Annotated in this window: 24 protein-coding genes; 22 read left to right on the top strand and 2 right to left on the bottom strand. The window is 71.5% G+C overall.

Going from position 1 to position 20994, the window contains the following annotated elements; all coding sequences use genetic code 11:
- Window positions 1-39 precede the first annotated feature (39 nt).
- Window positions 40-972: an SDR family NAD(P)-dependent oxidoreductase gene (locus A4R25_RS09340; protein ID WP_082930940.1), complete on the top strand. Its 933-nt coding sequence runs from the start codon at window positions 40-42 to the stop codon at window positions 970-972.
- Between the two features lie 82 nt (window positions 973-1054).
- Window positions 1055-1870 (top strand): sugar phosphate isomerase/epimerase, encoded by an 816-nt coding sequence (locus tag A4R25_RS09335; RefSeq protein ID WP_064446333.1) that lies wholly within the window; start codon window positions 1055-1057, stop codon window positions 1868-1870.
- 4 nt (window positions 1871-1874) lie between these two features.
- Here A4R25_RS09335 and A4R25_RS09330 read toward each other — a convergent pair whose 3' ends face one another.
- A complete protein-coding gene (locus A4R25_RS09330) occupies window positions 1875-2636 on the bottom strand; it encodes an enoyl-CoA hydratase/isomerase family protein (protein WP_064446332.1) in 762 nt (253 codons plus the stop codon).
- 172 nt (window positions 2637-2808) lie between these two features.
- Here A4R25_RS09330 and A4R25_RS09325 point away from each other — a divergent pair, with 172 nt between their 5' ends.
- The 17 genes from A4R25_RS09325 to A4R25_RS09245 all read left to right on the top strand — a co-directional run bounded on the left by A4R25_RS09325 (window position 2809) and on the right by A4R25_RS09245 (window position 18186).
- Complete coding sequence (locus A4R25_RS09325; protein ID WP_064446331.1) at window positions 2809-3669, top strand: CoA transferase subunit A; 861 nt, start codon at window positions 2809-2811, stop codon at window positions 3667-3669.
- Window positions 3666-4493: a CoA-transferase subunit beta gene (locus A4R25_RS09320; protein ID WP_205797172.1), complete on the top strand. Its 828-nt coding sequence runs from the start codon at window positions 3666-3668 to the stop codon at window positions 4491-4493. Before A4R25_RS09325 ends, A4R25_RS09320 begins: the two co-directional genes overlap by 4 nt.
- Window positions 4494-4507: 14 nt before the next feature.
- The gene (locus tag A4R25_RS09315) at window positions 4508-5605 is read left to right on the top strand and encodes a nitronate monooxygenase family protein (protein WP_051611028.1); all 1098 of its coding nucleotides are present in this window, start codon (window positions 4508-4510) and stop codon (window positions 5603-5605) included.
- A 2-nt stretch (window positions 5606-5607) separates the two neighbouring features.
- Window positions 5608-6483 carry an SDR family NAD(P)-dependent oxidoreductase gene (locus A4R25_RS09310; RefSeq protein ID WP_064446330.1) on the top strand — a complete coding sequence of 292 codons (876 nt, stop codon included), beginning with the start codon at window positions 5608-5610 and terminating at the stop codon, window positions 6481-6483.
- On the top strand, window positions 6476-7273 hold the full coding sequence (locus tag A4R25_RS09305; protein WP_064446329.1) for an SDR family oxidoreductase: 798 nt from the start codon (window positions 6476-6478) through the stop codon (window positions 7271-7273). The genes A4R25_RS09310 and A4R25_RS09305 overlap by 8 nt, the downstream gene beginning before the upstream one ends.
- A gap of 60 nt (window positions 7274-7333) precedes the next feature.
- On the top strand, window positions 7334-7795 hold the full coding sequence (locus A4R25_RS09300; RefSeq protein WP_043324817.1) for a MaoC family dehydratase N-terminal domain-containing protein: 462 nt from the start codon (window positions 7334-7336) through the stop codon (window positions 7793-7795).
- Complete coding sequence (locus A4R25_RS09295) at window positions 7792-8301, top strand: MaoC/PaaZ C-terminal domain-containing protein (protein ID WP_064446328.1); 510 nt, start codon at window positions 7792-7794, stop codon at window positions 8299-8301. Before A4R25_RS09300 ends, A4R25_RS09295 begins: the two co-directional genes overlap by 4 nt.
- Window positions 8298-9086 carry an enoyl-CoA hydratase family protein gene (locus A4R25_RS09290; RefSeq protein WP_043324815.1) on the top strand — a complete coding sequence of 263 codons (789 nt, stop codon included), beginning with the start codon at window positions 8298-8300 and terminating at the stop codon, window positions 9084-9086. Before A4R25_RS09295 ends, A4R25_RS09290 begins: the two co-directional genes overlap by 4 nt.
- Before the next feature lie 12 nt (window positions 9087-9098).
- Window positions 9099-10073 carry an NADPH:quinone oxidoreductase family protein gene (locus tag A4R25_RS09285; protein WP_104113746.1) on the top strand — a complete coding sequence of 325 codons (975 nt, stop codon included), beginning with the start codon at window positions 9099-9101 and terminating at the stop codon, window positions 10071-10073.
- 29 nt (window positions 10074-10102) lie between these two features.
- Window positions 10103-11353 (top strand): acyl-CoA dehydrogenase family protein, encoded by a 1251-nt coding sequence (locus tag A4R25_RS09280; RefSeq protein ID WP_064446537.1) that lies wholly within the window; start codon window positions 10103-10105, stop codon window positions 11351-11353.
- A gap of 1 nt (window position 11354) precedes the next feature.
- Window positions 11355-12494, top strand: a complete 1140-nt coding sequence (locus A4R25_RS09275) for an acyl-CoA dehydrogenase family protein (RefSeq protein ID WP_064446326.1) — start codon at window positions 11355-11357, stop codon at window positions 12492-12494.
- Between the two features lie 6 nt (window positions 12495-12500).
- Window positions 12501-13517 carry an acyl-CoA dehydrogenase gene (locus tag A4R25_RS09270; protein ID WP_064446325.1) on the top strand — a complete coding sequence of 339 codons (1017 nt, stop codon included), beginning with the start codon at window positions 12501-12503 and terminating at the stop codon, window positions 13515-13517.
- A 47-nt stretch (window positions 13518-13564) separates the two neighbouring features.
- Window positions 13565-14443, top strand: a complete 879-nt coding sequence (locus tag A4R25_RS09265; RefSeq protein WP_051611025.1) for an enoyl-CoA hydratase — start codon at window positions 13565-13567, stop codon at window positions 14441-14443.
- An 8-nt stretch (window positions 14444-14451) separates the two neighbouring features.
- Complete coding sequence (locus A4R25_RS09260) at window positions 14452-15231, top strand: electron transfer flavoprotein subunit beta/FixA family protein (RefSeq protein ID WP_064446536.1); 780 nt, start codon at window positions 14452-14454, stop codon at window positions 15229-15231.
- Window positions 15232-15243: 12 nt separating this feature from the next.
- On the top strand, window positions 15244-16203 hold the full coding sequence (locus tag A4R25_RS09255; RefSeq protein WP_064446324.1) for an electron transfer flavoprotein subunit alpha/FixB family protein: 960 nt from the start codon (window positions 15244-15246) through the stop codon (window positions 16201-16203).
- Between the two features lie 57 nt (window positions 16204-16260).
- On the top strand, window positions 16261-17295 hold the full coding sequence (locus tag A4R25_RS09250) for an MBL fold metallo-hydrolase (RefSeq protein WP_064446323.1): 1035 nt from the start codon (window positions 16261-16263) through the stop codon (window positions 17293-17295).
- Window positions 17296-17535: 240 nt separating this feature from the next.
- Window positions 17536-18186: an SDR family oxidoreductase gene (locus A4R25_RS09245; protein WP_231915469.1), complete on the top strand. Its 651-nt coding sequence runs from the start codon at window positions 17536-17538 to the stop codon at window positions 18184-18186.
- Between the two features lie 77 nt (window positions 18187-18263).
- Here A4R25_RS09245 and A4R25_RS09240 read toward each other — a convergent pair whose 3' ends face one another.
- The gene (locus A4R25_RS09240) at window positions 18264-18578 is read right to left on the bottom strand and encodes a hypothetical protein (protein WP_064446322.1); all 315 of its coding nucleotides are present in this window, start codon (window positions 18576-18578) and stop codon (window positions 18264-18266) included.
- A gap of 856 nt (window positions 18579-19434) precedes the next feature.
- Between A4R25_RS09240 and A4R25_RS09235 the strand changes: the two genes are divergently transcribed.
- From A4R25_RS09235 to A4R25_RS09225, 3 genes are all read left to right on the top strand, one after another.
- Complete coding sequence (locus A4R25_RS09235; protein ID WP_064446321.1) at window positions 19435-19950, top strand: hypothetical protein; 516 nt, start codon at window positions 19435-19437, stop codon at window positions 19948-19950.
- Between the two features lie 77 nt (window positions 19951-20027).
- Window positions 20028-20492, top strand: coding sequence for a hypothetical protein (locus tag A4R25_RS09230; protein WP_064446320.1), 465 nt, complete (start codon window positions 20028-20030; stop codon window positions 20490-20492).
- 73 nt (window positions 20493-20565) lie between these two features.
- Window positions 20566-20982, top strand: coding sequence for a hypothetical protein (locus tag A4R25_RS09225; protein ID WP_064446319.1), 417 nt, complete (start codon window positions 20566-20568; stop codon window positions 20980-20982).
- Window positions 20983-20994 lie beyond the last annotated feature (12 nt).

Below are 20994 nucleotides of genomic sequence, written 5' to 3'. Positions count from 1 at the left end.
GCCCGCTGCGGATCCCGATCAGCCGAGAGGGGCTGCCCGATGCCCGACCCGATTCCCGCCGTCCCGTCCGGGCGTCCGCCCGCCGCCCGGCCCGACCGGGCAGCCGGCCTGCTCGCCGGCCGTGTCGTCCTCGTCACCGGCGCCGCCGGCGGGCTGGGGGCGGCGTACGCGCGCGGCATCGCCGCGGCCGGAGGCCACGTGGTCGCGGTCGACGTCGACGCGGACGGACTCGAACGGCTCAGCGGGCAGATCGCTGCGGCGGACGGCCGGGGCTCGATCCGGGTCGCCGACGTCGCGGACTGGGCGAGCGCGCACGACGTCGTGCGTGACTGCCTCGCCGAGCACGGCAGGCTCGACGGCCTCGTCAACAACGCCGGCGTCTTCGCCATGGCCCGCGCCGGCGCCGAGTCCGAGGCCACTGTGCGCCGGATGCTCGAGGTCAACGTGCTCGGCGCCGTCGCCTGGGGCGACGCCGCCATCGCGGCCATGCGTATCCAGGGGCACGGGGTCCTGGTCAACGTCACCTCGGGCGAGCAGATGGGCCGTGCCGAGACGGCCGTGTACGGGGCGACGAAGGCCGCGATCGCCACGCTCACCTACGCCTGGGCGGCCGAACTCGCCGAGGCCGGGATCCGCGTCAACGCGATCTCCCCGAACGCCCAGACCCGGATGGCCGAGGTGCTCGAGCGGTTCCGCGGCGTACCGAGCGGGCAGAACGCGGGCATCGCGCCCGAGGCCAACGTGCCGCTGCTGCTCTACCTGCTCTCCGACCTCAGCGCCGAACTGACCGGCCAGGTGCTGCGCTCCTACGGTCCCGAACTCATGCTGACGACCCACCCGGCGCTCGCCGAGCCCGTGCTGCGGGACACGGCGTGGACCCCGGAGCGCATCGCCGAGGCCGTCACGGCGCGGCTGCGACCGCACCTGGCGCCCCTCGGGGTACGCCGGGCGCGCATCGAATACCTCGACTGACCCGACGTCCGAGGCCGACCCGACGTCCGAGACCGACCCGACGTCCGACCCTCCGGACGACCGCCGAGCCGACAGGAGCCCGATGTCCGCCACGACCAACCCGGTCTGCGTCAGCGGCATGGCCGCGATGTCCTGGGCCCTGCCCGAGGAGGTCGCGATGTACCGGCGTACCGGTGCCGACCTCGTCGGCCTGCAGCGCAGCAAGGCCGCCTCCTTCGGCGTGGCCGCTCTCGGCGACCTGCTCGCCCGGCACGACGTACGGCTCGGCTACCTCGTGCACAGCTTCACCGCCCACCCGGACGACGAGCCGGGCTGGGCGCAGCAGGTCGCGGCATTGCAGCAGGGCGTCGTGGACGCCGGCCGGCTCGGGGCCGACCTCGTCTACCTCACCTCGGGCCCGTCGGCGCACCTGACGTGGGAGGAGGCGGCCGGCCGGTTCGCCGAGCGGATCGCTCCGGTCGTGGCCACCGCCCGCGAACACGGGGTACGCCTCGCTGTGGAGAACACGCTGCCGGTCAAGTGCGACCTCAGCTTCACCCACACCGCGCGCGACGCCGTCGCCCTGGCCGACCTCTGCGGCATCGGCATCTGCCTCGACCTCTACTGCTGCTGGCAGGAGCGGGGCCTGACGGAGCTGATCCGCGACCGGGTCGGCCAGGTCGAGATTCTGCAGGTGTCCGACTTCCGGGTCGGCACCTCGACGTTCCCGAACCGGTGGGTGCCCGGAGACGGCGACCTGCCGATGGCCGGTCTGCTGGCGAGCGTGCTGCGGGCCGGCTACACCGGCGTCGTCGACGTCGAGTTGCTCGGCCCGGCCGTCGAGGCCGAGGGCGCCGAGCCGGCGCTGACCCGTTCGGTCGCGTGGACGCGTGCGCAGATCGCGGCGGCGCGTCCCTGAGCGCTCAGGGCGCGTCCGCCCATCGCGGCGCGCGCTTGGCGACGAACGCGGCCGCGCCCTCGGCCGCGTCCGGGCCGGCGAGCAGTTCGAGGGTCGCGAGCCGGTTGACCGCGGCGAGATCGCCCACGCGGGGGTCCAGGCTCAGGTGCATGAGCCGCTTGGTCGCCCGCACCGCGGCGGGGGAGTGGGTCGCGATCCGGGCGCCCAGATGCAGCGCGCGCGGCAGAACCTCGTCGGCGGGGACCACAGCGTTGACCAGCCCCAGCTCGTGGGCCCGGGCCGCGGCAAGCGGTTCGGCGGTCAGCCCGAGTTCCAGGGCCACGGCGACCGGCAGGCGACGCGGCAGGTCGGTGCCGCCCTCGGTGGCGGCGATGCCGCGCCCCACCTCGGGCAGCGCGAAGTAGGCGTGCTCGGCCGCGACGACGAGGTCGCAGGCGAGGGCGAGTTCGAAGCCGCCGCCGACGGCGGGCCCGTTGACCGCGGCGATGACCGGCTTGCGGTAGCCGCCGCGCAGCAGCGTCAGCGGGCTGCGGGCCACGTCGACCAGGCGCCCCTCGGCCGCGGCGCGCAGGTCCATCCCCGCGCTGAAGGACAACTCGCCCGTGCCGGTCAGCACGATCGCGCGTACGCCCGGGTCCGCGTCGTACCGGAGCAGGGCGTCGGTCATCGCCAGGAGGGTGTCGGGATCGAGGGCGTTGCGCACCTGCGGCCGATTGATCCTGACGACTCCCACCGCGTCGACGCGCTCGCGCACCACGGTGTCCATCTTCCGCCCTCCTTGGCCACAGGGTCTTGACCCTTCCCCTGGGGCTGTTAGTGTACCAACCAAGCGCTTGCTACATGGCGACCCGGCCGTGGATGCCCGGCACGCGACTCGCCCTTCGCGCTGCTCACCACCGCTCGGGCAGTGCTCCGACAGACGCAACGATGAGGGACACATGGCCGACAAGACTCTGACCGCCCGCGACGTCGTGTCGCGGCTCGAATCCGGGATGACCATCGGCATCGGGGGCTGGGGCTCACGGCGCAAGCCCATGGCCCTCGTGCGCGAGATCCTGCGTTCTGACCTCAAGGACCTGACCGTGGTCAGCTACGGCGGGCCGGACGTCGGGCTGCTCTGCGCCGCCGGCAAGGTCAGGAAGGTCGTCTTCGGTTTCGTCTCCCTCGACAGCATCGCCCTCGACCCGCACTTCCGCGCCGCGCGGCAGAACGGCGCCGTCGAGATCGCCGAGTACGACGAGGGCATGCTCCAGTGGGGGCTGTACGCCGCCGGCATCCGCCTGCCCTTCCTGCCGACCCGCGCCGGGCTCGGGTCGGACGTCCTGAAGCACAACCCCGACCTCAAGCTCGTCCAGGACCCGTACGGCACCGAGCAGCTCGTGGCGATGCCGCCGCTGCGCCTCGACGCGGCCCTCGTGCACATGAACCGCGCCGACGCCCAGGGCAACGGCCAGTTCCTCGGGCCCGACCCGTACTTCGACGACCTCTACTGCCTCGCCGCCGACCAGGCCTTCATGTCCTGCGAGCGGATCGTGCCCACGGCTGAGCTGAGCGCCGCCGGGCACTCGGCGACCATCAAGATCAACCGCCAGCTCGTCGCCGGTGTCGTCGAGACCCCGAACGGCGCGCACTTCACCTCCTGCGCCCCCGACTACGAGCGCGACGAGGCCTTTCAGCGTGAGTACGTCAAGGCCGCCGGCGACCCGCAGGCCTGGGCCAAGTTCGAGCAGCGGTACCTGTCCGGTACCGAAGATGACTACCAGGCGGCCGTCGCCGCCCGAGCCGAGGAGGTCGCATGAGCAGCGCCGCCACCGAGTCCGTGGACCAGCCCACGGGCAGCGCCACCACCGCCGACGCGCCGGTGACCCGCGCCGAGTACTGCGCGGTCGCCGTGGCGGACACGTTCGCCGGCGACGGTGAGTCCATCGCCAGCGCCTTCGGCACGATCCCGGCCATCGGCGTCCGCCTCGCCCGGCTCACCGTCGCCCCCGACCTGCTGCTCACCGACGGTGAGGCCCACTTCGTCTCCGGCTCCTGGGAGATCGGCGCGGACCCGCACGCCACCGAGGGCGTCGTCATCGAGGGCTGGAGCCCGTTCCGCACCATCTTCGACCTCGTCTGGCACGGCAAGCGGCACGTCATGATGATCCCGGTCCAGATCGACGGACACGGCAACACCAACATCTCGGCCATCGGCGACTACACCCGGCCCAAGGTCCAGCTGCTCGGCGTACGCGGCGCCCCCGGCAACAGCATCTACCACCCGACCAGCTACTGGGTGCCCAACCACTCCACGCGCAGCTTCGTCCGGACCGTCGACATGATCTCCGGCGTCGGCACCGACAGCGCCCGGGCCGCCGGCCCGGCCGCGATCGCGCACCACGAGCTGCGGCGCGTCGTCACCAACCTCGCGGTCCTCGACTTCGGTGGCCCCGACGGCACGATGCGGCTGCTCAGCCTGCACCCCGGCGTCACGCTCGACGAGTTCCACGCCGCCACCGGCTGTGCCGTGCACGTCGAGGGCGAGGTCCCGGCCACCCGCGAGCCGAGCGCCGAGGAACTGCGCCTCATCCGCGAGGTCATCGACCCCCGCTCGCTGCGCGACCGCGAGATCCCGGCATGAGTCAGGGCCGCGGGATGCACCCGACGCTGCGTACCCGGGCGACCGACCTGTTCGGGGTGCGGTACCCGATCGTCCAGACCGGCATGGGCTACGTCTCCGACGTACGCCTGACCACCGCGACGGCCAACGCCGGTGGACTGGGCATCCTCGCGGCCGGCCTGCTCTCCTACGACGAGCTCGTGGAGGCCGTCGAGCAGATCCAGGCCGGCACGGACGCGCCGTTCGGCGTCAACATCCGTGCCGACCAGCCGGACGTCGTCAAGCGCATCGACCTGCTCATCTCGGCCGGCGTCAAGGTCGCGTCCTTCGCGCTGGCCCCCAAGCAGGAACTCATCGCCAGGTGCAAGGACGCCGGCCTCGTCGTCGTACCGTCGATCGGCGCGCGCCGCCACGCCGAGAAGGTCGCCGCGTGGGGCGCCGACGCCGTCATCGTGCAGGGTGGTGAGGGCGGCGGCCACACCGGCGGGGTGCCCACCAGCCTGCTGCTGCCCCAGGTCGTCGACGCCGTCGACATCCCGGTCATCGGGGCCGGCGGCTTCTTCGACGGCCGCGGCCTCGTCGCCGCGCTCGCCTACGGCGCCGAGGGCGTCGCCATGGGCACCCGCTTCCTGCTCACCAGCGACTCGCCGGTCCAGCCGTCGGTGAAGGACGTCTACCTGTCCAAGACGGTCAACGACACCGTGCTGACCCTGCAGGTCGACGGCGTGCCGCAGCGCGTGCTGCGCGCCGGCACGATTGACGAGCTGGAACGCACCTCCGCCGCCGGCCGGCTGCTGCGGGCCGTACGCAACGCCTTCGCCTTCCAGAAGCTGTCCGGCACGCCGTGGGGCGACATGGTCCGCGAGGGCCTGGCCATGCGCAAGGCCCACGACCTGACGTGGAGCCAGGTCGTCATGGCGGCAAACGCTCCGATGCTCTACCGGTCGGCCCTGCTGGAGGGCAGGACCGACCTCGGCGTCATGGCCACCGGCCAGGTCGTCGGACTGATCGACGACGTACCGAGCGTCGCCGAGCTCATCGACCGCATCATCGACGAGGCCACCCGGACCCTCGACCGGCTCGGCGTGCCCGCGCCGGTCGCGTCGACCCCGGCCGGGCACAAGGAGGAGTAGTCATGGGAGCACTGCAGGGACGCGTCGTCGTCGTCACCGGTGCCGGCCGCGGCCTCGGCCGTGAGCACGCCCTGCTCGCCGCCGCCGAAGGCGCCTCGGTCGTCGTCGCCGACACCGGCGCCGCCGCCGACGGCACCGGCAGCGACCCCTCTGTCGTCGAGGCCGTCGCCGCCGAGATCACGAACGCCGGCGGGCGGGCCGTGGCCAGCACCGCGGACGTCGCCACCACCGAGGGCGCCCGCGAGCTGCTCGCGCTCGCCCGCGACACCTACGGACGCGTCGACGGCCTCGTCAACAACGCCGGCATCCTGCGGGACCGGATGTTCGTCAACATGAGCGAGGACGACTGGGACGCGGTCATCCGTGGCCAGCTCCGCGCGACGTTCGCGCCGTGCCGGGTGTTCGCCGACCACTGGCGCACCGAGTCCAAGGCCGGCAACCAGCCGGTCGCCTCGATCGTCAACGTCTCGTCGACCTCGGGCATCATCGGCGCCGTCGGGCAGACGAACTACGGCGCGGGCAAGGCCGGCATCGCCGCCCTCACCGTCATTCTCGCCCAGGAGATCAGCCGCTACGGCGTACGCGTCAACGCGATCGTCCCGGTCGCGCGTACCCGGATGACCCAGGACCTGCCTGGCATCGGCGAGATGGTCGCCGCCCCGGCCGACCCCGCCGTGTTCGACGTCTACCACCCGGGCAACGTCTCCCCGCTCGTCGCCTGGCTGCTCACCGCCGACGTGCCGGTGACCGGCGAGGTGTACTACGCCAAGGGCGGCGAGATCCGCCGCTGCGCGCCGTGGAGTTACGACTGGACGATCGACAAGGGCGCCCGCTGGACCGTCGAGGAGATCGCGAAGGAGATGGCCGCCCGTGTCTGACACCGGTCACACCGACGTCGCCGACTGGGCCGGCCCGGCCCACGGGCTGCTCTCCGGGCGTTCGGTGCTCGTCACCGCCGCGGCCGGCACCGGCATCGGCTTCGCCACGGCGCGCCGCGCCGCGGAGGAAGGCGCGCGTGTCGCCGTCAGCGACCGCCACGAGCGCCGTCTCGCCGCGTCGGCCGACGAGATCGAGCGCCTCACCGGGACCCGGCCGCTCGCGGTGCCCTGCGACGTCACCGACCAGGCCCAGCTCGACCACCTCATGGACACCGTCGCCGCCGAGTTCGGCGGCATCGACGTGCTCGTCAACAACGCCGGCCTCGGCGGCACCGCGGCGGTGCAGGACATGACCGACGAACAGTGGGATTCCGTCCTGTCGGTGACCCTGACCTCGACATTCAAGGCGACCCGGTCGGTGCTGCGGCACATGATCCCGGCCGGCAGGGGGGTCATCGTGAACAACGCCTCCGTCATCGGCTGGCGCGCCCAGAAGGGGCAGGCGCACTACGCCGCGGCCAAGGCCGGAGTCATGGCGCTGACCCGCTGCGCGGCCCTCGACGTCGCCGAGCACGGCATCCGGGTCAACGCGGTGTCCCCGAGCATCGCGATGCACGCCCATCTGGCCAAGGTGACCAGCGACGAGCTGCTCGCCCAGCTCTCGGCCCAGGAGGCGTTCGGCCGGGCCGCGACGCCGTGGGAGATCGCCAACGTGATCGTCTTCCTCGCCAGTGACTACTCGTCGTACATGACCGGCGAGGTCGTGTCCGTCTCGAGCCAGCACCCGTGACCACCGGCTGCGCGCCGGCGACCGTGCCGGCTCGCAGCGGAACAACGAAAGGAGCACGTCGTGGCCAACCCCGACGCGCAGGGCGTCACCGGCGCCCCCTTCCGGCTCGACGTCGAACGCGGCAAGATCCGCGAGTTCGCGCTGGCCACCGGCGCGGCTGACGCGGACTACCTGCGGGAGGAGAACCCGGTCGTACAGCCGACGTTCCTCACCACGACGTTCTTCTGGCAGGGCGAGGACTCCAACCCGTGGTCCGCGGTCGAGCTCGACCAGCAGCGCGGCCTGCACGCCGAGCAGCAGTACACCTTCTTCGGCGAGCCGCCCCGCGCCGGCACCCGGCTCACCTGCCAGTCGCGCATCGGCGAGATCTACACCAAGGTGGGGCGTCGCGGCGGGGAGATGACGTTCGCCGTGATGTACACCGACTTCCACGACGAGACCGGGCGTCTCGTCGCCCGCGCCAAGCTCACCGGTGTCGAGACGGCCCGCCCGCCGGTCACCGGGGACGGAGCGTCCGCATGAGCGACACGACGGCAACCGCCGGGCCCCGTACGACCGAGGTCGTCCTGCCCGTCCCGGCGACGCCTCCGGCGCGCACGTACGGCCCGGTGACCCGCACCGACTTCGTCCGCTACCAGGGTGCCTCGGGCGACATGAACCCGATCCACCACGACGAGGTCTTCGCCAAGGCGGCCGGGTTCCCGAGCCCTTTCTCGGTGGGCATGTGGCAGGCCAGCCTGCTCGGCACCTACGCCACCGACTGGCTCGGCGGCCCCAACGTGCGCGACTTCCGCATCCGGTTCCTGGCCCAGGTGTGGCCCGGCGACGTCCTCACCCTCGACGGCGTTCCGCTGCGCACCTACGTGCTCGAAAGCGAGGACGGCCGTGAGGGCCGCGTCGACGTCGAGCTGACCTGCCGGCGGCAGAGCGGCGACAAGGCCGTCACCGCGTGGGCGACATTCGTGCTGCCCCTCGACGTCGCCGTCGAGGCCGGCGAGCGGCCCGAGACCACCGAGGAGCAGGGATGAACCCCACGAGCCACCCGTCGGTGACGACGACCGTGCACGCCGACGGGATCGCCGAGATCGTCGTGGACAACCCGCCGGTCAACGCGCTGCCGGTGGCCGGCTGGTTCGCGCTCGCCGCCGCCCTCGACGCCGCCGGCGCCGACGAGTCGGTGCGGGTCGTGCTGCTGCGCGCCGAGGGCCGCGGCTTCAACGCCGGCGTCGACATCAAGGAGATGCAGCACACCGACGGCTTCACCGCGCTGCTCGGCGCCAACCGCGGCTGCTACGCCGCGTTCAAGGCCGTCTACGAGTGCCCCGTCCCGGTCGTCACCGCCGTCCACGGCTTCTGCCTCGGTGGCGGCATCGGCCTGGTCGGCAACTCCGACGTCATCGTCGCCTCCGACGACGCCACCTTCGGCCTGCCCGAGGTGGACCGCGGCGCCCTCGGCGCGGCCACCCACCTGTCCCGGATGGTGCCCCAGCACCGGATGCGCGCCATGGTCTACACCTCGGCCACCGCCACCGCCCAGGAGCTGCACGCGTACGGCTCGGTGCACAGCGTCGTACCCCGGGAGCGGTTGCGCGCGACGGCGCTCGCCGTCGCGACCAGCATCGCCGAGAAGGACCCCACGGTGATCCGCGCCGCCAAGGCCTCGCTCAACGGCATCGACCTGTGGGACGTCAACCGCAGCTACCGCTTCGAGCAGGGCTTCACCTTCGAGCTCAACCTCACCGGGGTCGCCGACCGGATCCGCGACGAGTTCGCCGGCACCGACAAGGCGGCGCGCCCGGGCAGCGAGGGCTGAGCCGTGCGGTCGATGGTGGTGCGCGAGCTCGGCGGTCCCGAGGTGCTCACGGTCACCGACGGGCCGCAGCCGCAGCCCGGACCGGGGCAGGTGCTCGTCGACGTCGCCGGCGCCGGGGTGAACTTTCCCGACGGCCTCATCGTCGCCGGCACCTACCAGACCAAGCCGGAACTGCCGTTCGTGCCCGGCTGCGAGGTCGCCGGCACGGTCGCGGCGCTCGGCGACGGGGTGACCGGCCCACCCGTCGGCACCCGCGTCGTCGGCTTCTGCGGCATCGGCGGCTACGCCACCCAGGTGCTCGTCGACGCGCGCATGGTCCACCCGTTGCCCGACGGCGTCGACCTCGTCGAGGCGAGCACGATCCCCGTGGTCTACGGCACGTCCTACCACGGCCTCGTCGACCGGGCCCGCCTCGCCGCCGGCGAGACGCTGCTCGTGCTCGGCGCCTCCGGCGGCGTCGGCCTCACCGCCGTGCAGATCGGCAAGGCCCTCGGCGCGACAGTGATCGCGGCCGCGTCGAGCGAGGACAAGCGTGAGCTGTGCCTGACGCACGGCGCCGACCACGCCATCGGCTACGACGACCTGACCGCGACGGTGCGCGCGCTGACCGGCGACGCCGGCGCCGACGTCGTCTACGACCCCGTCGGTGGCGACGCCGCCACCGCGGCGCTGCGCGCCCTCGCGTGGGCCGGGAGGTTCCTCACCGTCGGCTACGCGGCGGGCACGATCCCGCAGGTCAAGCTGAACCGGCTGCTGCTCACCGAGGGCGCGGTGCTGGGGGTCCTCTGGGGCGCCTGGGCAAGGCGCGACCCGGCGGCGAACGCCGCCAACATGACGACGGTGCTGGAGTGGATCGCCGCCGGCCGGCTGAGGCCGCACGTCAGCGAGGTCTTCCCGCTGGAGGAGGCCGCCCGCGCGCTCGGCACGGTGCTGAATCGTGGCGCGCGCGGCAAGATCGCCCTCCGCACGAGCACAGGCAAGGAGTGACGGTGGCTGACGCGACCGACCTGACCCGGATGGACCTCGGCCCCGGCCCGCGCGCGAGCGAACTGCTCGCGACGTTGCGCACGTTCATGACCGAGCACGTCTACCCCGCCGAGAAGGTGTACGCCGCCCAGCTCGCCGCCGCGGCCCGCGAGAACGGCGGGGTGTCCCACGTCCTGCCGCCGGTCGTCGAGGAGCTGAAGGCGACGGCGCGCACGCTGGGGCTGTGGAACCTCTTCCTGCCCGACCTGTCCGGCCTCACCAACGTCGAGTACGCCTACCTGGCCGAGGAGACCGGACGCTCGCCCTACCTGGCCCCCGAGGCGATGAACTGTGCCGCGCCGGACACCGGCAACATGGAGCTGCTGCACATGTTCGGCACGCCCGAGCAGAAGCAGCGGTGGCTCGCCCCGTTGCTCGACGGCACGATGCGCTCCGGCTTCTCGATGACCGAGCCGGACGTGGCCTCCTCCGACGCGCGCAACATCGCCACCTCGATCGTGCGTGACGGCGACGAGTACGTCATCAACGGACGCAAGTGGTGGACGACCGGCGCCGCGGACCCGCGCTGCGCCGTCCTCGTGCTGATGGGCAAGACGGACCCGGAGGCGGCCGTCTACCGGCAGCAGTCCATGATCCTCGTACCGGTCGACACCCCCGGGGTGACGATTCTGCGCTCGCTGCCGATCTTCGGTTACCACGACCAGCACGGCCACTGCGAGATCCGGTTCGACGACGTGCGGGTGCCGGTGACGAACCTGCTCGGCGCCGAGGGCGAGGGTTTCGCCATCGCCCAGGCCCGCCTCGGCCCGGGCCGCATCCACCACGCGATGCGCTGCGTCGGCATGGCCGAGCGGGGCCTCGAGCTGATGGTGCGCCGGACGACGGCCCGCGAGGCGTTCGGCGGTCCGATCTCCGACCAGGGCGTGGTGCGGAACTGGATCGCCGAGTCCCGCATGGAGATCGAGCAGGCGCGCCTGCTCGTGCTCAAGGCGGCGTGGCTCATCGACCAGGTCGGGATCCAGGGCGCCGCGACCGAGATCGCCGCGATCAAGGTCGTCGCGCCCCGGGTCGCCCGCAACGTGCTGGACCGTTCGATCCAGGCGCACGGCGGCGGTGGGGTTACCGACGACTTCCCGATCGCCCGGATGTGGGCGAGCGCCCGCATCCTCGGCATCGCCGACGGCCCGGACGAGGTGCACCTGCGCACGGTGGCGCGTACGCAACTACGCCGCTACCACGACACGCCGGCGACGGTTTCCGCTGGGACGGGACGGGACTGAGATGGATCTGACCTGGTCGGCACAGGACGAGCAGTTCCGTGCGGAGGCCCGCGACTGGCTCACCGCGAACGTACCGCGGCAGCCGCTGCCCTCCGGGGACACCGCGGCGGGCTTCGCCGCCCACCTGGAGTGGGAGCGGGCACTGCACGCGGACCGGTGGTCGGTCGTGTCGTGGCCGCAGGAGTACGGCGGCCGCGAGGCCTCGATCTGGCAGTGGCTCATCTTCGAGGAGGAGTACTACCGGGCCGGCGCGCCGCAGCGGGTGACGCAGAACGGCATCTTCCTGCTCGCCCCGACGATCTTCGAGTTCGGCACGAAGCAGCAGCAGGACGAGCTGCTGCCGCGGATGGCGGCGGCGCAGGACCTGTGGGCCCAGGGCTGGTCCGAGCCGGGCGCGGGCAGCGACCTGGCCGGGATCACGTCCCGGGCGGTGCGGGACGAGCAGGCCGGCGGGTGGCGCCTGAGCGGGCAGAAGACCTGGTCGACCCGGGGCGCGTTCTGCACCCACCTGTTCGGGCTGTTCCGTACCGACCCGCAGGCGCAGCGGCACCGCGGACTGACGTACTTCCTCGTGCCGTTGGACACCCCGGGCGTGACGGTGCGCGGGTTCGACCGGCTCGACGGTGACGAGGGCTTCGCCGACGTGTTCTTCGAGAACGCGTTCGTACCGGACTCGGCGGTCCTCGGCGGCGTCGACCAGGGCTGGTCGGTCGCGATGTCGACGACCGGCTCGGAGCGGGGACTGACGCTGCGTTCACCGGGGCGTTTCCTCAAGGCGGCAGCCGCGCTCGTGGCGCTCGCGGGCGAGCGGGGCGAGGCGGCGACCGACCTGCTCCGCGACCGGGTGGCGCGCTCGTGGATGCAGGCGCACGCCTACCAGCAGTTCACGCTGGCTCAGGTCACCGACATCGTCGAGGGTCGTCCGGCTGGCGCGCGTTCGAGCCTCAACAAGGTCTTCTGGTCCGAGCTGGACATCGCGTTGCACGAGACGGCGCTGGAACTGCTCGGCCCGGACGCGCTCGTCGACGGGCCGTGGACCCGCGGCTACCAGTTCTCGCTGTCGGGTCCGATCTACGCGGGCACCAACGAGATCCAGCGCAACATCATCGCCGAGCGCCTGCTCGGTCTGCCGAGGAGGTGATCAGGCGTGCGTTTCGCTCCGAGTGACGAGCAGCGGGAGCTGGAGGCGGTCGTCCGTCAGGTGCTCACCGACCGGTGCCCGCCGCAGACGGTACGCGCCGGAGCCGGATCGGCGCAGGTGGCCGCACTGGCCGAGAGCCTGGCCGGTCTCGGCGTTGCGGGGCTGCTCGTGGCCGAGGACGACGGCGGGCTGGGCCTGGACGAGAACCACCTCGTGTCGGTCTTCGCGCAGATCGGGTACGCCGCCGCGCCGCTGCCGCTCACGGCGACCCTCGCGGTCGCCCCGGCGGTGCTCGCCGCGGGCGCTCCGGACCTGCTGGCGAAGCTCGTCGATGGGGGCCTCACGGTCGGCGCCGACCCTGCGGAGACCGGGCATGTCGCGTTCGGTTCCGGTGTCGACCTGGTGCTGCGTGGCGGCTTCGGTGGGACGGGGCGCATCGAGATTCTCGACGTGTCCGACGCGGCGGTCTCGACGTCGCCGTCGGTGGACGTCGCGCTGGACCTGACCGGGTACGCAGGCGCGCGGCTCGTGGCGGCGGTGGACGACCCGCAGGTGATGCGGCTGGCCTGGGAGCGCGGGGTGCTGGCGACCTCGGCCGAACTCATCGGGCTGTCCCGGCGGATGCTCGACCTCACTGTCGAGCACGTCCGCACCCGGGAGCAGTTCGGGGTGCCGATCGGCAGCTTCCAGGCGGTCAAGCACCACCTCGCCACGGCGCTGCTGCACCTGGAGTTCGCCGTACCGGTGGTGGCGACGGCCGGGTTCGAACTGGCCGCGGGCCTTCCGGGCCGGCTGCGCGCCCTGGCGACGGCCAAGGCGCTGGCGTCCGAGGCGGCGCACGTCGTGGGCCGGGCCGCCCTGCAGTGCCACGGCGCGATCGGTTACACGACCGAGTACGACCTGCACCTGTTCCTCAAGCGGTCGTGGGCTCTGGAGTCGTCGTGGGGCAGCGCCGCCTGGCACCGGTCGGCTCTGCTGGACGACCTCGGTGTCGGCCTGACCGGCGTGCGCCCCGCGTCCTGACCGCCGGCCCCGCACGACGTACACCGACTCGTGAGAAGGAGATCCAGATGAGCGAGACCAGCGGCGTGGACCCGCAGGCGGCGGCGGAGGTCGTCCGGTACGAGACGCGGGGGCCGGTGGCCGTCGTGACGATGAACCGGCCGGAGTACCGCAACGCGCAGAACTCGGCGATGACCTACGCGCTCGACGACGCGTTCTACCGCGCGGCCGCGGACGACGAGGTGAAGGTCATCGTCCTGGCGGGCGCGGGGAAGCACTTCTCGGCCGGCCACGACATCGGTACGCCGGGCCGGGACATCGACTCGTCGTTCGACCGGCGGGCCGGACTGTGGTGGGACCATGTGGGCAAGGCCGGGGCCGACAGCCGGTTCGCCCGGGAGTCCGAGGTGTACCTCGGGATGTGCCGTCGCTGGCGTGAGCTGCCCAAGCCGATGATCGCGATGGTGCAGGGAGCGTGCATCGCCGGGGGCCTCATGCTCGCCTGGTCGTGCGACCTGATCGTCGCCTCGGACGACGCGTTCTTCGCCGATCCGGTCGTCCGCATGGGGATCCCCGGCGTCGAGTACTTCGCCCACCCGTGGGTGATGGGTCCGCGCTTCGCCAAGGAGTTCCTCTTCACCGGCGACCGGATGCCGGCGGCGCGCGCCGCGGAGCTGGGCATGGTCAACCGGGTGGTCGCCAGAGACGAGCTCGAGGCGGAGGTCATGGGGCTCGCCGCACGGATCGCGCAGATGCCGCGTCTGGGTCTCGCGCTGACCAAGAAGGCGGTCAACCAGGCCGAGGACCTCATGGGCCTGCGGGACGGAATGGATTCGGTGTTCGGGCTGCACCACGTCGCTCACGCGCACAATGCCGAGGTGGGCAGTGACTCCCTCGGTGGCCAGGACGCCCGGAGCATGCGTGACGCCGCGAGACAGGAAGGGTGATCGAAGCGATGAATATCGTCGTACTCGTCAAGCAGGTGCCTGATTCGGGCGCGGACCGCAGCCTGCGTTCTGACGACAACACCGTCGACCGCGGTTCGGCGAACAACGTGATCAATGAGATGGACGAGTACGCCATCGAAGAGGCGTTGAAGATCAAGGAAGCGCATGGTGGTGAGGTCACCATCCTGACGATGGGTCCGGACCGGGCGACCGAGTCGATCCGTAAGGCGTTGTCGATGGGCCCGGACAAGGCCGTGCATGTGGTGGATGACGCGCTGCACGGTTCCTGCGCGGTGGCGACCTCGAAGGTCCTCGCCGCGGCGCTCGGGCAGTTGGGCGCCGATCTGGTTCTGTGCGGTGCGGAGTCGACCGACGGGCGGGTGCAGGTGATGCCGCACATGATCGCCGAGCGGCTGGGTGTGGCCGCGCTGACCGGCGCGCGGAAGCTGACCGTGGACGGGTCGGCCCTGACGGTGGAGCGGCAGACCGAGGAGGGTTACGAGGTGGTGACCGCCTCGACCCCGGCTGTGGTCTCCGTGTGGGACACGATCAACGAGCCGCGGTACCCGTCGTTCAAGGGCATCATGGCCGCGAAGAAGAAGCCGGTGCAGACGCTCTCCCTGGGCGACCTGGGCGTGGCCGCGGCCGAGGTGGGCTTCGACGGCGCCACCAGCGCGGTGGTGGAGCACTCGAAGCGCCCGCCGCGTTCCGGCGGCGAGAAGATCACCGACGAGGGCGACGGCGGCGTGAAGCTGGTCGAGTTCCTCGCCTCCGAGAAGTTCGTGTGAGAGGTCACTGACATGTCTGAGGTTCTCGTCGTCGTCGAAGCCACCCGGGAGTTCGGCGTCAAGAAGGTCACCCTCGAGATGCTCACCCTCGCCCGCGAGCTGGGCACCCCGAGCGCCGTCGTCCTCGGTGGCGCCGGCGCCGCCGAGGCGCTGAGCGCCAAGCTCGGCGAGTACGGCGCGGAGAAGATCTACGCGGCCGAGGGTGAGGAGATCGACGGCTACCTGGTCGCCCCGAAGGCGACTGTGGTCGCCGACCTCGTCGCGCGGGTGCAGCCGGCGGCGGTGCTGCTGGCTTCGTCGCAGGAGGGCAAGGAGATCGCCGCCCGGCTGGCGGTGAAGCTGGACAACGGCATCCTGACCGACGTGGTCGCCCTGGCCGCCGACGGCACCGCCACCCAGGTGGCGTTCGCCGGCTCCACCATCGTCAAGTCCAAGGTCACCAAGGGCCTGCCGCTGGTCACCGTCCGGCCGAACTCGCTCAACCCGGCCCCGGCCGCCGCCAGCCCGGAGGTGGAGCAGCTCACCGTGTCGGTCACCGACGCGGACAAGCTCGCCAAGGTCGTCGAGCGGGTCGCCGAGCAGAAGGGCTCCCGCCCCGAGCTGACCGAGGCGTCCGTGGTCGTGTCCGGCGGGCGTGGTGTCGGTAACGCGGACAACTTCAAGCTGGTCGAGGAGATCGCCGACCTGCTCGGCGGCGCGGTCGGCGCGTCCCGCGCGGCGGTCGACTCCGGCTACTACCCGCACCAGTTCCAGGTCGGCCAGACCGGCAAGACCGTCTCTCCGCAGCTGTATGTCGCCCTCGGTATCTCCGGGGCGATCCAGCACCGGGCCGGCATGCAGACCTCGAAGACCATCGTCGCGGTCAACAAGGACGCCGAAGCGCCGATCTTCGAACTCGCCGACTACGGCGTGGTCGGCGACCTGTTCAAGGTCGTCCCCCAGGCCGCCGAGGAGATCCGCAAGCGCAAGTGACACAGTCGTGTCGGTCATGCTCTGGATGGAGGACGGCGAATGGTGGGGGCAGCAGCGATGCGGGTCGAGCCCGATGACGTGACGTCGGACTGGACGCGTCCGGGCGTGTTCGAGGTGGCCGCCGGTGTGTACCGCATTCCGCTGCCGCTACCGCAGGACGGTCTGCGATCGGTGAACGTGTACGCCCTGGCCGGTGACGACGGCCTCGTGCTGGTCGACTCGGGCTGGGCCATCACGGCGGCCCGGCAGACACTGGATGCGGCCCTGGCTGCACTGGGCGCGGGCCTTGCGGACGTGCGCCGGTTCCTCGTGACGCACGTGCACCGCGACCACTACGCGATGGCGGTGGCCGTACGGCGCGAGTTCGGCACCACGGTGAGCCTCGGCGAGGGCGAGGAACCCTCTATCCGCGAGCTGTCGACTCCGGGCCACCGGCCGATGTCCGAACACTGGCAGGCGCTGACGCGATGCGGTGCGGGCGAGATCGTCGAAGCGCTGCGCGCGCGGGCCGAGTCGGCGCGGCATGATCCGACGGACTGGGCGGCACCGGACGACTGGCTGGCCGGGGGGACCGACGTCGTCCTACCGACCAGGACCCTGCGGGTGGTGGCGACCCCTGGACACACCCGTGGGCACGTCGTCTTCCTCGATCGCGACGCGGAGCTGATGTTCACCGGCGACCACGTCCTTCCGCACATCACACCGTCCATCGGCTTCGAGGCGGCGGCCGCGGCGCTGCCACTCGGGGACTACCTGGATTCGTTGCGGTTGGTCCGGTCTCTGCCCGACCAGCGGATGCTGCCCGCGCACGGCCCGGTCGGCCCGAGTGTCCACGCGCGCGTCGACGAACTCCTGCACCATCATGCGAAGCGACTCGACCAGGCGTGCGGGGTCGTGCGTGACGCGACGACGGCTTACGAGGCGGCGGGTCAACTGACCTGGACCAGGTGGGAGCGTGCCTTCGCCGACCTGGACCTGTTCAACCAGATGCTCGCCGTCACCGAGACGGCCGCCCACCTCGACCTGCTGGTGGCGCAGGGGCGGCTGAAGGCTGCCGACGTCGACGGAGTGCGCCGCTACGCCCCGGCGTGACCGCCCGGGATCTTCCAGTCGAAGCCGGACGATCTCCGTCGAGCTGTTCTCGGCGAATTTCCTGCGTCCGCGCAGGGTTTCCGTCCTACTGGTGGCAGCGCCAATCAGCCAGTGCCGACCAGGGAGGGGCTCGATCATGAAGGTCGTCGTCATCGGTGGCAGTGGGCTCATCGGCTCCAAGCTCGTGAAGATCCTCGATGCCAGGGCCACGAAGCGGTGGCGGCGTCGCCGAAGGCCGGCGTGAACACGCTGACCGGCGAAGGAGTGGCGGAGGCGCTGACCGGCGCCAGCGCCGTCGTCGACGTGTCGAACTCGCCGTCGCTGGAGGGCAGCGCCGCGTTGGAGTTCTTCGAGACGTCCACGCGCAACCTTCTCGCCGCCGCCGCGGACGCCGGGGTGGGTCACTACGTGGCGCTGTCCGTCGTGGGTTCCGAACGGCTTCCGGACAGCGGATACATGCGGGCGAAGGTCGCCCAGGAGCAGCTCATCGCGGCGTCCGGGCTCCCGTACTCGCTCGTGCACGCCACCCAGTTCTTCGAGTTCCTCCAGGGCATCGTCGACGCCGCCACGGACGGCGCTACCGTGCACCTCGCGCCGGTGCTCATCCAGCCGATGGCAGCGGACGACGTCGCCGCCGCAGTGGCCGAGGTCGTGGTCGGCGCGCCGACGTACGCCGTGGTCGAGGTCGGCGGCCCGGAGCAGTTCCGCCTCGACGAACTGGGACGATCCGTCCTCGACGCTCAGCGGGATACTCGTTCGGTGGTGGGTGATCCCGGCGCCCGCTATTTCGGTGCCGCGGTGGCCGAACGCTCGCTGGTTCCCGCCGACGGCGCCCGCATCGCCGGTACGCGCCTGGACGAGTGGCGAACACGGACGAGTAACGGTCAGTGAACCGGCGCGCTACGTGGGACTGAGGGTGCGTTCACGTGGGCGCGGAGGGCCGGTGCGCCAACAGAAGTGGGACCGGCTCAGCGCGGTGAGTTCCAGTGCCGGAACAGCTTCTGCACCTCCGCGTGCCAGCGGACCGCGCCGTCGATCCAGCCGGAGCCTGGCTGACCAGTGGTGGCATTGACGACCAGCGCAGGTAGGGAAGGCTCTCCGGCGGCGGTGCACTCCTCGGCCACCCGGGCCAGAACGTGGCGCATCTGGTTGCGGAGATCCACGCCGGCCATGCCGATCGCCTGGCCCAGTTCGCCGTAGGTCAGCAGCGACCGTCGCATCGCGGCGATGATCAGTGCGGCACGTGCCATCCGGACCCACTGTTCCCGTTGCTCGCTCGGCATGCCCGCCAGCGTGGCACCCGCATATATCGTGATCGACCCTTCGAACGGGTCGCCGTGGGCGGCCGTACGGGCAGATCGGCGTCGCCCGTGACCTGCCGAGGACATCGCCGCTCCGCTTCTGCGCCGTAGTCCGGCCCAGATGCCGATACCCGATGCCGCTGTCGTGCGACAGACCGAGGAGGCACTCGCATCGGCAGAGCGAGCCGGAGGCTCGCCAAGCATCACGTGAGACGCATCCCTTTGGACGTGGCGTTTTCGATTCGTTGCCGCTGGCGACCGCTTCCTGGACGTCGTTCGTTCCAGGTGCTGGCGGCTATTCTGAGCGCAAGGCGTTCCGGTAGCTGCGGGACCCTACGCTCGGGTGTCACTTCGCAGCCGTGAACGTTCAGCCAGTTCGTAGTTCCACTGTTCGGTGGAACGTAAGGGACCGCGGCGGTGTCGACAATCGTTTGTACGCCCTCCCATTGGAGCTGCCGTGCAGCAGACGCCCGATCCGCCGGATCCGTTCGTTAATCCGCTTGGAACCGACGCGGCGACGCCTTCAGGGCGACCCCCGGCGCAGTATGCGGCCAGGGCTCCCGGGAAGGGCATGAGGGTAGGGATCGTCCTGTCGGTGGCAGTTGTCGGTGGTCTCTTCCTTTGCTGCATCGGCGGAGGTGCTCTCTCCGCTGTCGGCCTTCTCCTCGGCGGGGCGTCACCTTCGCAACCTGCCCCAGCCTCCCCTACCATCGAGCGAACGCCAGCACCGAGTACGCGCACGCCCGAGCCGGTTCGCACCACCGCTCTGCCTACCCCGTCGGCCACGCCGCCTTCCACGCCACCGGTAGGGGCGAGTCGCCCAGCGAGTACAAGGCAAGTGCTGCCTGCCTACGACATCTTCGAGCGCCGAGACGTCAGTTCCGGCTCCGGCGCTCGCCGTCTAGCCCTGCGGGTGGAACTGCACGTCTACCCCGTCAGCGTTCAGCAGGTCATCGACGTCGCGACACGTATCGTGGAGAACCACAGAGGGCAGGGATGGCAGGCGCTGTCGATCGTGATCACATACGACCGACGTGAGGTGTCGCCCAGTTACGCGGCGTTCGAATGGGCGCCTGAGGGGCGTTGGGCGGACGCCGCCAAAGGGGACGCCGCCTCTTGGCAGGGCTACCAGCTCCACCAGGCCATCGTCCGCGACAAGCTGAGCCAGCCGGACAAGTGTCGAGTCCCGTCCGCGCAGGCATACGGGCTCAGCGGGGAGTTCAACCAAGCAACACAGGACAATGTCGAGGTCAGCGAGGGAGCGGTGCTGGCGGATATCGCCAAACGACATCGCATCTCGACCACTCGCGCTGAGGAGTTGGTCTTGACCGTCGAGGACTGGACGATGTGCTGACTCGTCCAGGTCATCCTGATCACCAGTAGGCGGAGTCGACCGGCGCATCAAAGCGCCTGGATGTACGGTCCTTCGTCATGAGCTATGACCTGATCTTCGTACCCCGAGGCGACGACCAGTCCTGGGAGGACGCCCTGGAGGCGGCGGCGGAGGCCGACAGCGACGAGCGTTCGCGCGCCGAGGCGTGGAACCGGATCGTGGCGGCGGCGCGGCAGGTGCTCGGTGAGGTCTCCGTGTTCGAGGGGACCGACAACTACGAGCTGACGCACGAGCCGACCGGCGTCCAGGTCAGCTACTACGCGGACGAGGTCAGTGTCACCGTGCCGTACTGGTACCGGGGCGGTGACGCCCGGGCCGTCGTCGCGGCGGTGCACCAGCTCGGCGCGGTCGTCGAGGCGGTCACCGGTCTGTCCGGCTACGACCCTCAGGTGGAGCTGCCGTTGGCCGAGGCCGCCGCGCGGCCGGAGCTGGCCGTCGCGGCCTTCGACGAGGTCGCCGAGTCCTTCGCGAGGCGCGGGATCTCCAGTCCCAGCAACGGCTGAACGCCTGCCCGCACGCCGGCAGGTCGCAGTGGCGGGGCGCTTCGGATCGGCTGCGGCGTGCGACGCTCGTGGCGTGCGTACCGTCTTCGTCTTCCCGGCCATGGAGCAGGCCGCCGTCGTCGCCCTGCTCGACCGGCTGTCGCCGGATCAGAGACATCCGTGGCTGGTGGACGGATGCCTGTACCCGGATCTGACCGACGAGGACGAGCACCTGTACGCGGACTGGGAGCCGGCGGCGGTGCGGGCCCTGAGCCGCGCCCGCGGTGACCGGCCCAGGTGGGCGGTGCAGGTCGACGTCTCGGGCCGGGTCGACGGGACGGTGGAGGTCCGTCGCCTGACGTTGACGCTGCTCGGTCGGGGCGGCGTCGCGATGGACGACTACTCCGACCATGTCTGGACGGCGGAGCAGATCGCGGCCGACGCGACTGTGGACGGGCTGCGCTTCTTCGACTTCAGAGGCCACTACGAGCGGAACCGGCTCGCCCGGTAGCCGGCCGACAGG

The organism is Micromonospora sp. NBRC 110037 (genome assembly GCF_001652995.1).
In the GTDB taxonomy this organism is placed as follows: Bacteria; Actinomycetota; Actinomycetes; order Mycobacteriales; family Micromonosporaceae; genus Micromonospora; species Micromonospora chalcea.
Note: the sequence above shows the minus strand (reverse complement) of the source record. Positions and strands in the feature narration are given on the sequence as shown.

What these genes read in the sequence shown, in the direction of transcription:
- A4R25_RS09340 (WP_082930940.1), top strand. Translation starts at nt 40, where the DNA reads ATGCCCGACCCGATTCCCGCCGTCCCGTCCGGGCGTCCGCCCGCCGCC.
- A4R25_RS09335 (WP_064446333.1), top strand. Translation starts at nt 1,055, where the DNA reads ATGTCCGCCACGACCAACCCGGTCTGCGTCAGCGGCATGGCCGCGATG.
- A4R25_RS09330 (WP_064446332.1), bottom strand. Translation starts at nt 2,636, where the DNA reads ATGGACACCGTGGTGCGCGAGCGCGTCGACGCGGTGGGAGTCGTCAGG.
- A4R25_RS09325 (WP_064446331.1), top strand. Translation starts at nt 2,809, where the DNA reads ATGGCCGACAAGACTCTGACCGCCCGCGACGTCGTGTCGCGGCTCGAA.
- A4R25_RS09320 (WP_205797172.1), top strand. Translation starts at nt 3,666, where the DNA reads ATGAGCAGCGCCGCCACCGAGTCCGTGGACCAGCCCACGGGCAGCGCC.
- A4R25_RS09315 (WP_051611028.1), top strand. Translation starts at nt 4,508, where the DNA reads ATGCACCCGACGCTGCGTACCCGGGCGACCGACCTGTTCGGGGTGCGG.
- A4R25_RS09310 (WP_064446330.1), top strand. Translation starts at nt 5,608, where the DNA reads ATGGGAGCACTGCAGGGACGCGTCGTCGTCGTCACCGGTGCCGGCCGC.
- A4R25_RS09295 (WP_064446328.1), top strand. Translation starts at nt 7,792, where the DNA reads ATGAGCGACACGACGGCAACCGCCGGGCCCCGTACGACCGAGGTCGTC.
- A4R25_RS09290 (WP_043324815.1), top strand. Translation starts at nt 8,298, where the DNA reads ATGAACCCCACGAGCCACCCGTCGGTGACGACGACCGTGCACGCCGAC.
- A4R25_RS09285 (WP_104113746.1), top strand. Translation starts at nt 9,099, where the DNA reads ATGGTGGTGCGCGAGCTCGGCGGTCCCGAGGTGCTCACGGTCACCGAC.
- A4R25_RS09280 (WP_064446537.1), top strand. Translation starts at nt 10,103, where the DNA reads ATGGACCTCGGCCCCGGCCCGCGCGCGAGCGAACTGCTCGCGACGTTG.
- A4R25_RS09275 (WP_064446326.1), top strand. Translation starts at nt 11,355, where the DNA reads ATGGATCTGACCTGGTCGGCACAGGACGAGCAGTTCCGTGCGGAGGCC.
- A4R25_RS09265 (WP_051611025.1), top strand. Translation starts at nt 13,565, where the DNA reads ATGAGCGAGACCAGCGGCGTGGACCCGCAGGCGGCGGCGGAGGTCGTC.
- A4R25_RS09260 (WP_064446536.1), top strand. Translation starts at nt 14,452, where the DNA reads ATGAATATCGTCGTACTCGTCAAGCAGGTGCCTGATTCGGGCGCGGAC.
- A4R25_RS09255 (WP_064446324.1), top strand. Translation starts at nt 15,244, where the DNA reads ATGTCTGAGGTTCTCGTCGTCGTCGAAGCCACCCGGGAGTTCGGCGTC.
- A4R25_RS09250 (WP_064446323.1), top strand. Translation starts at nt 16,261, where the DNA reads ATGCGGGTCGAGCCCGATGACGTGACGTCGGACTGGACGCGTCCGGGC.
- A4R25_RS09240 (WP_064446322.1), bottom strand. Translation starts at nt 18,578, where the DNA reads ATGCCGAGCGAGCAACGGGAACAGTGGGTCCGGATGGCACGTGCCGCA.
- A4R25_RS09230 (WP_064446320.1), top strand. Translation starts at nt 20,028, where the DNA reads ATGAGCTATGACCTGATCTTCGTACCCCGAGGCGACGACCAGTCCTGG.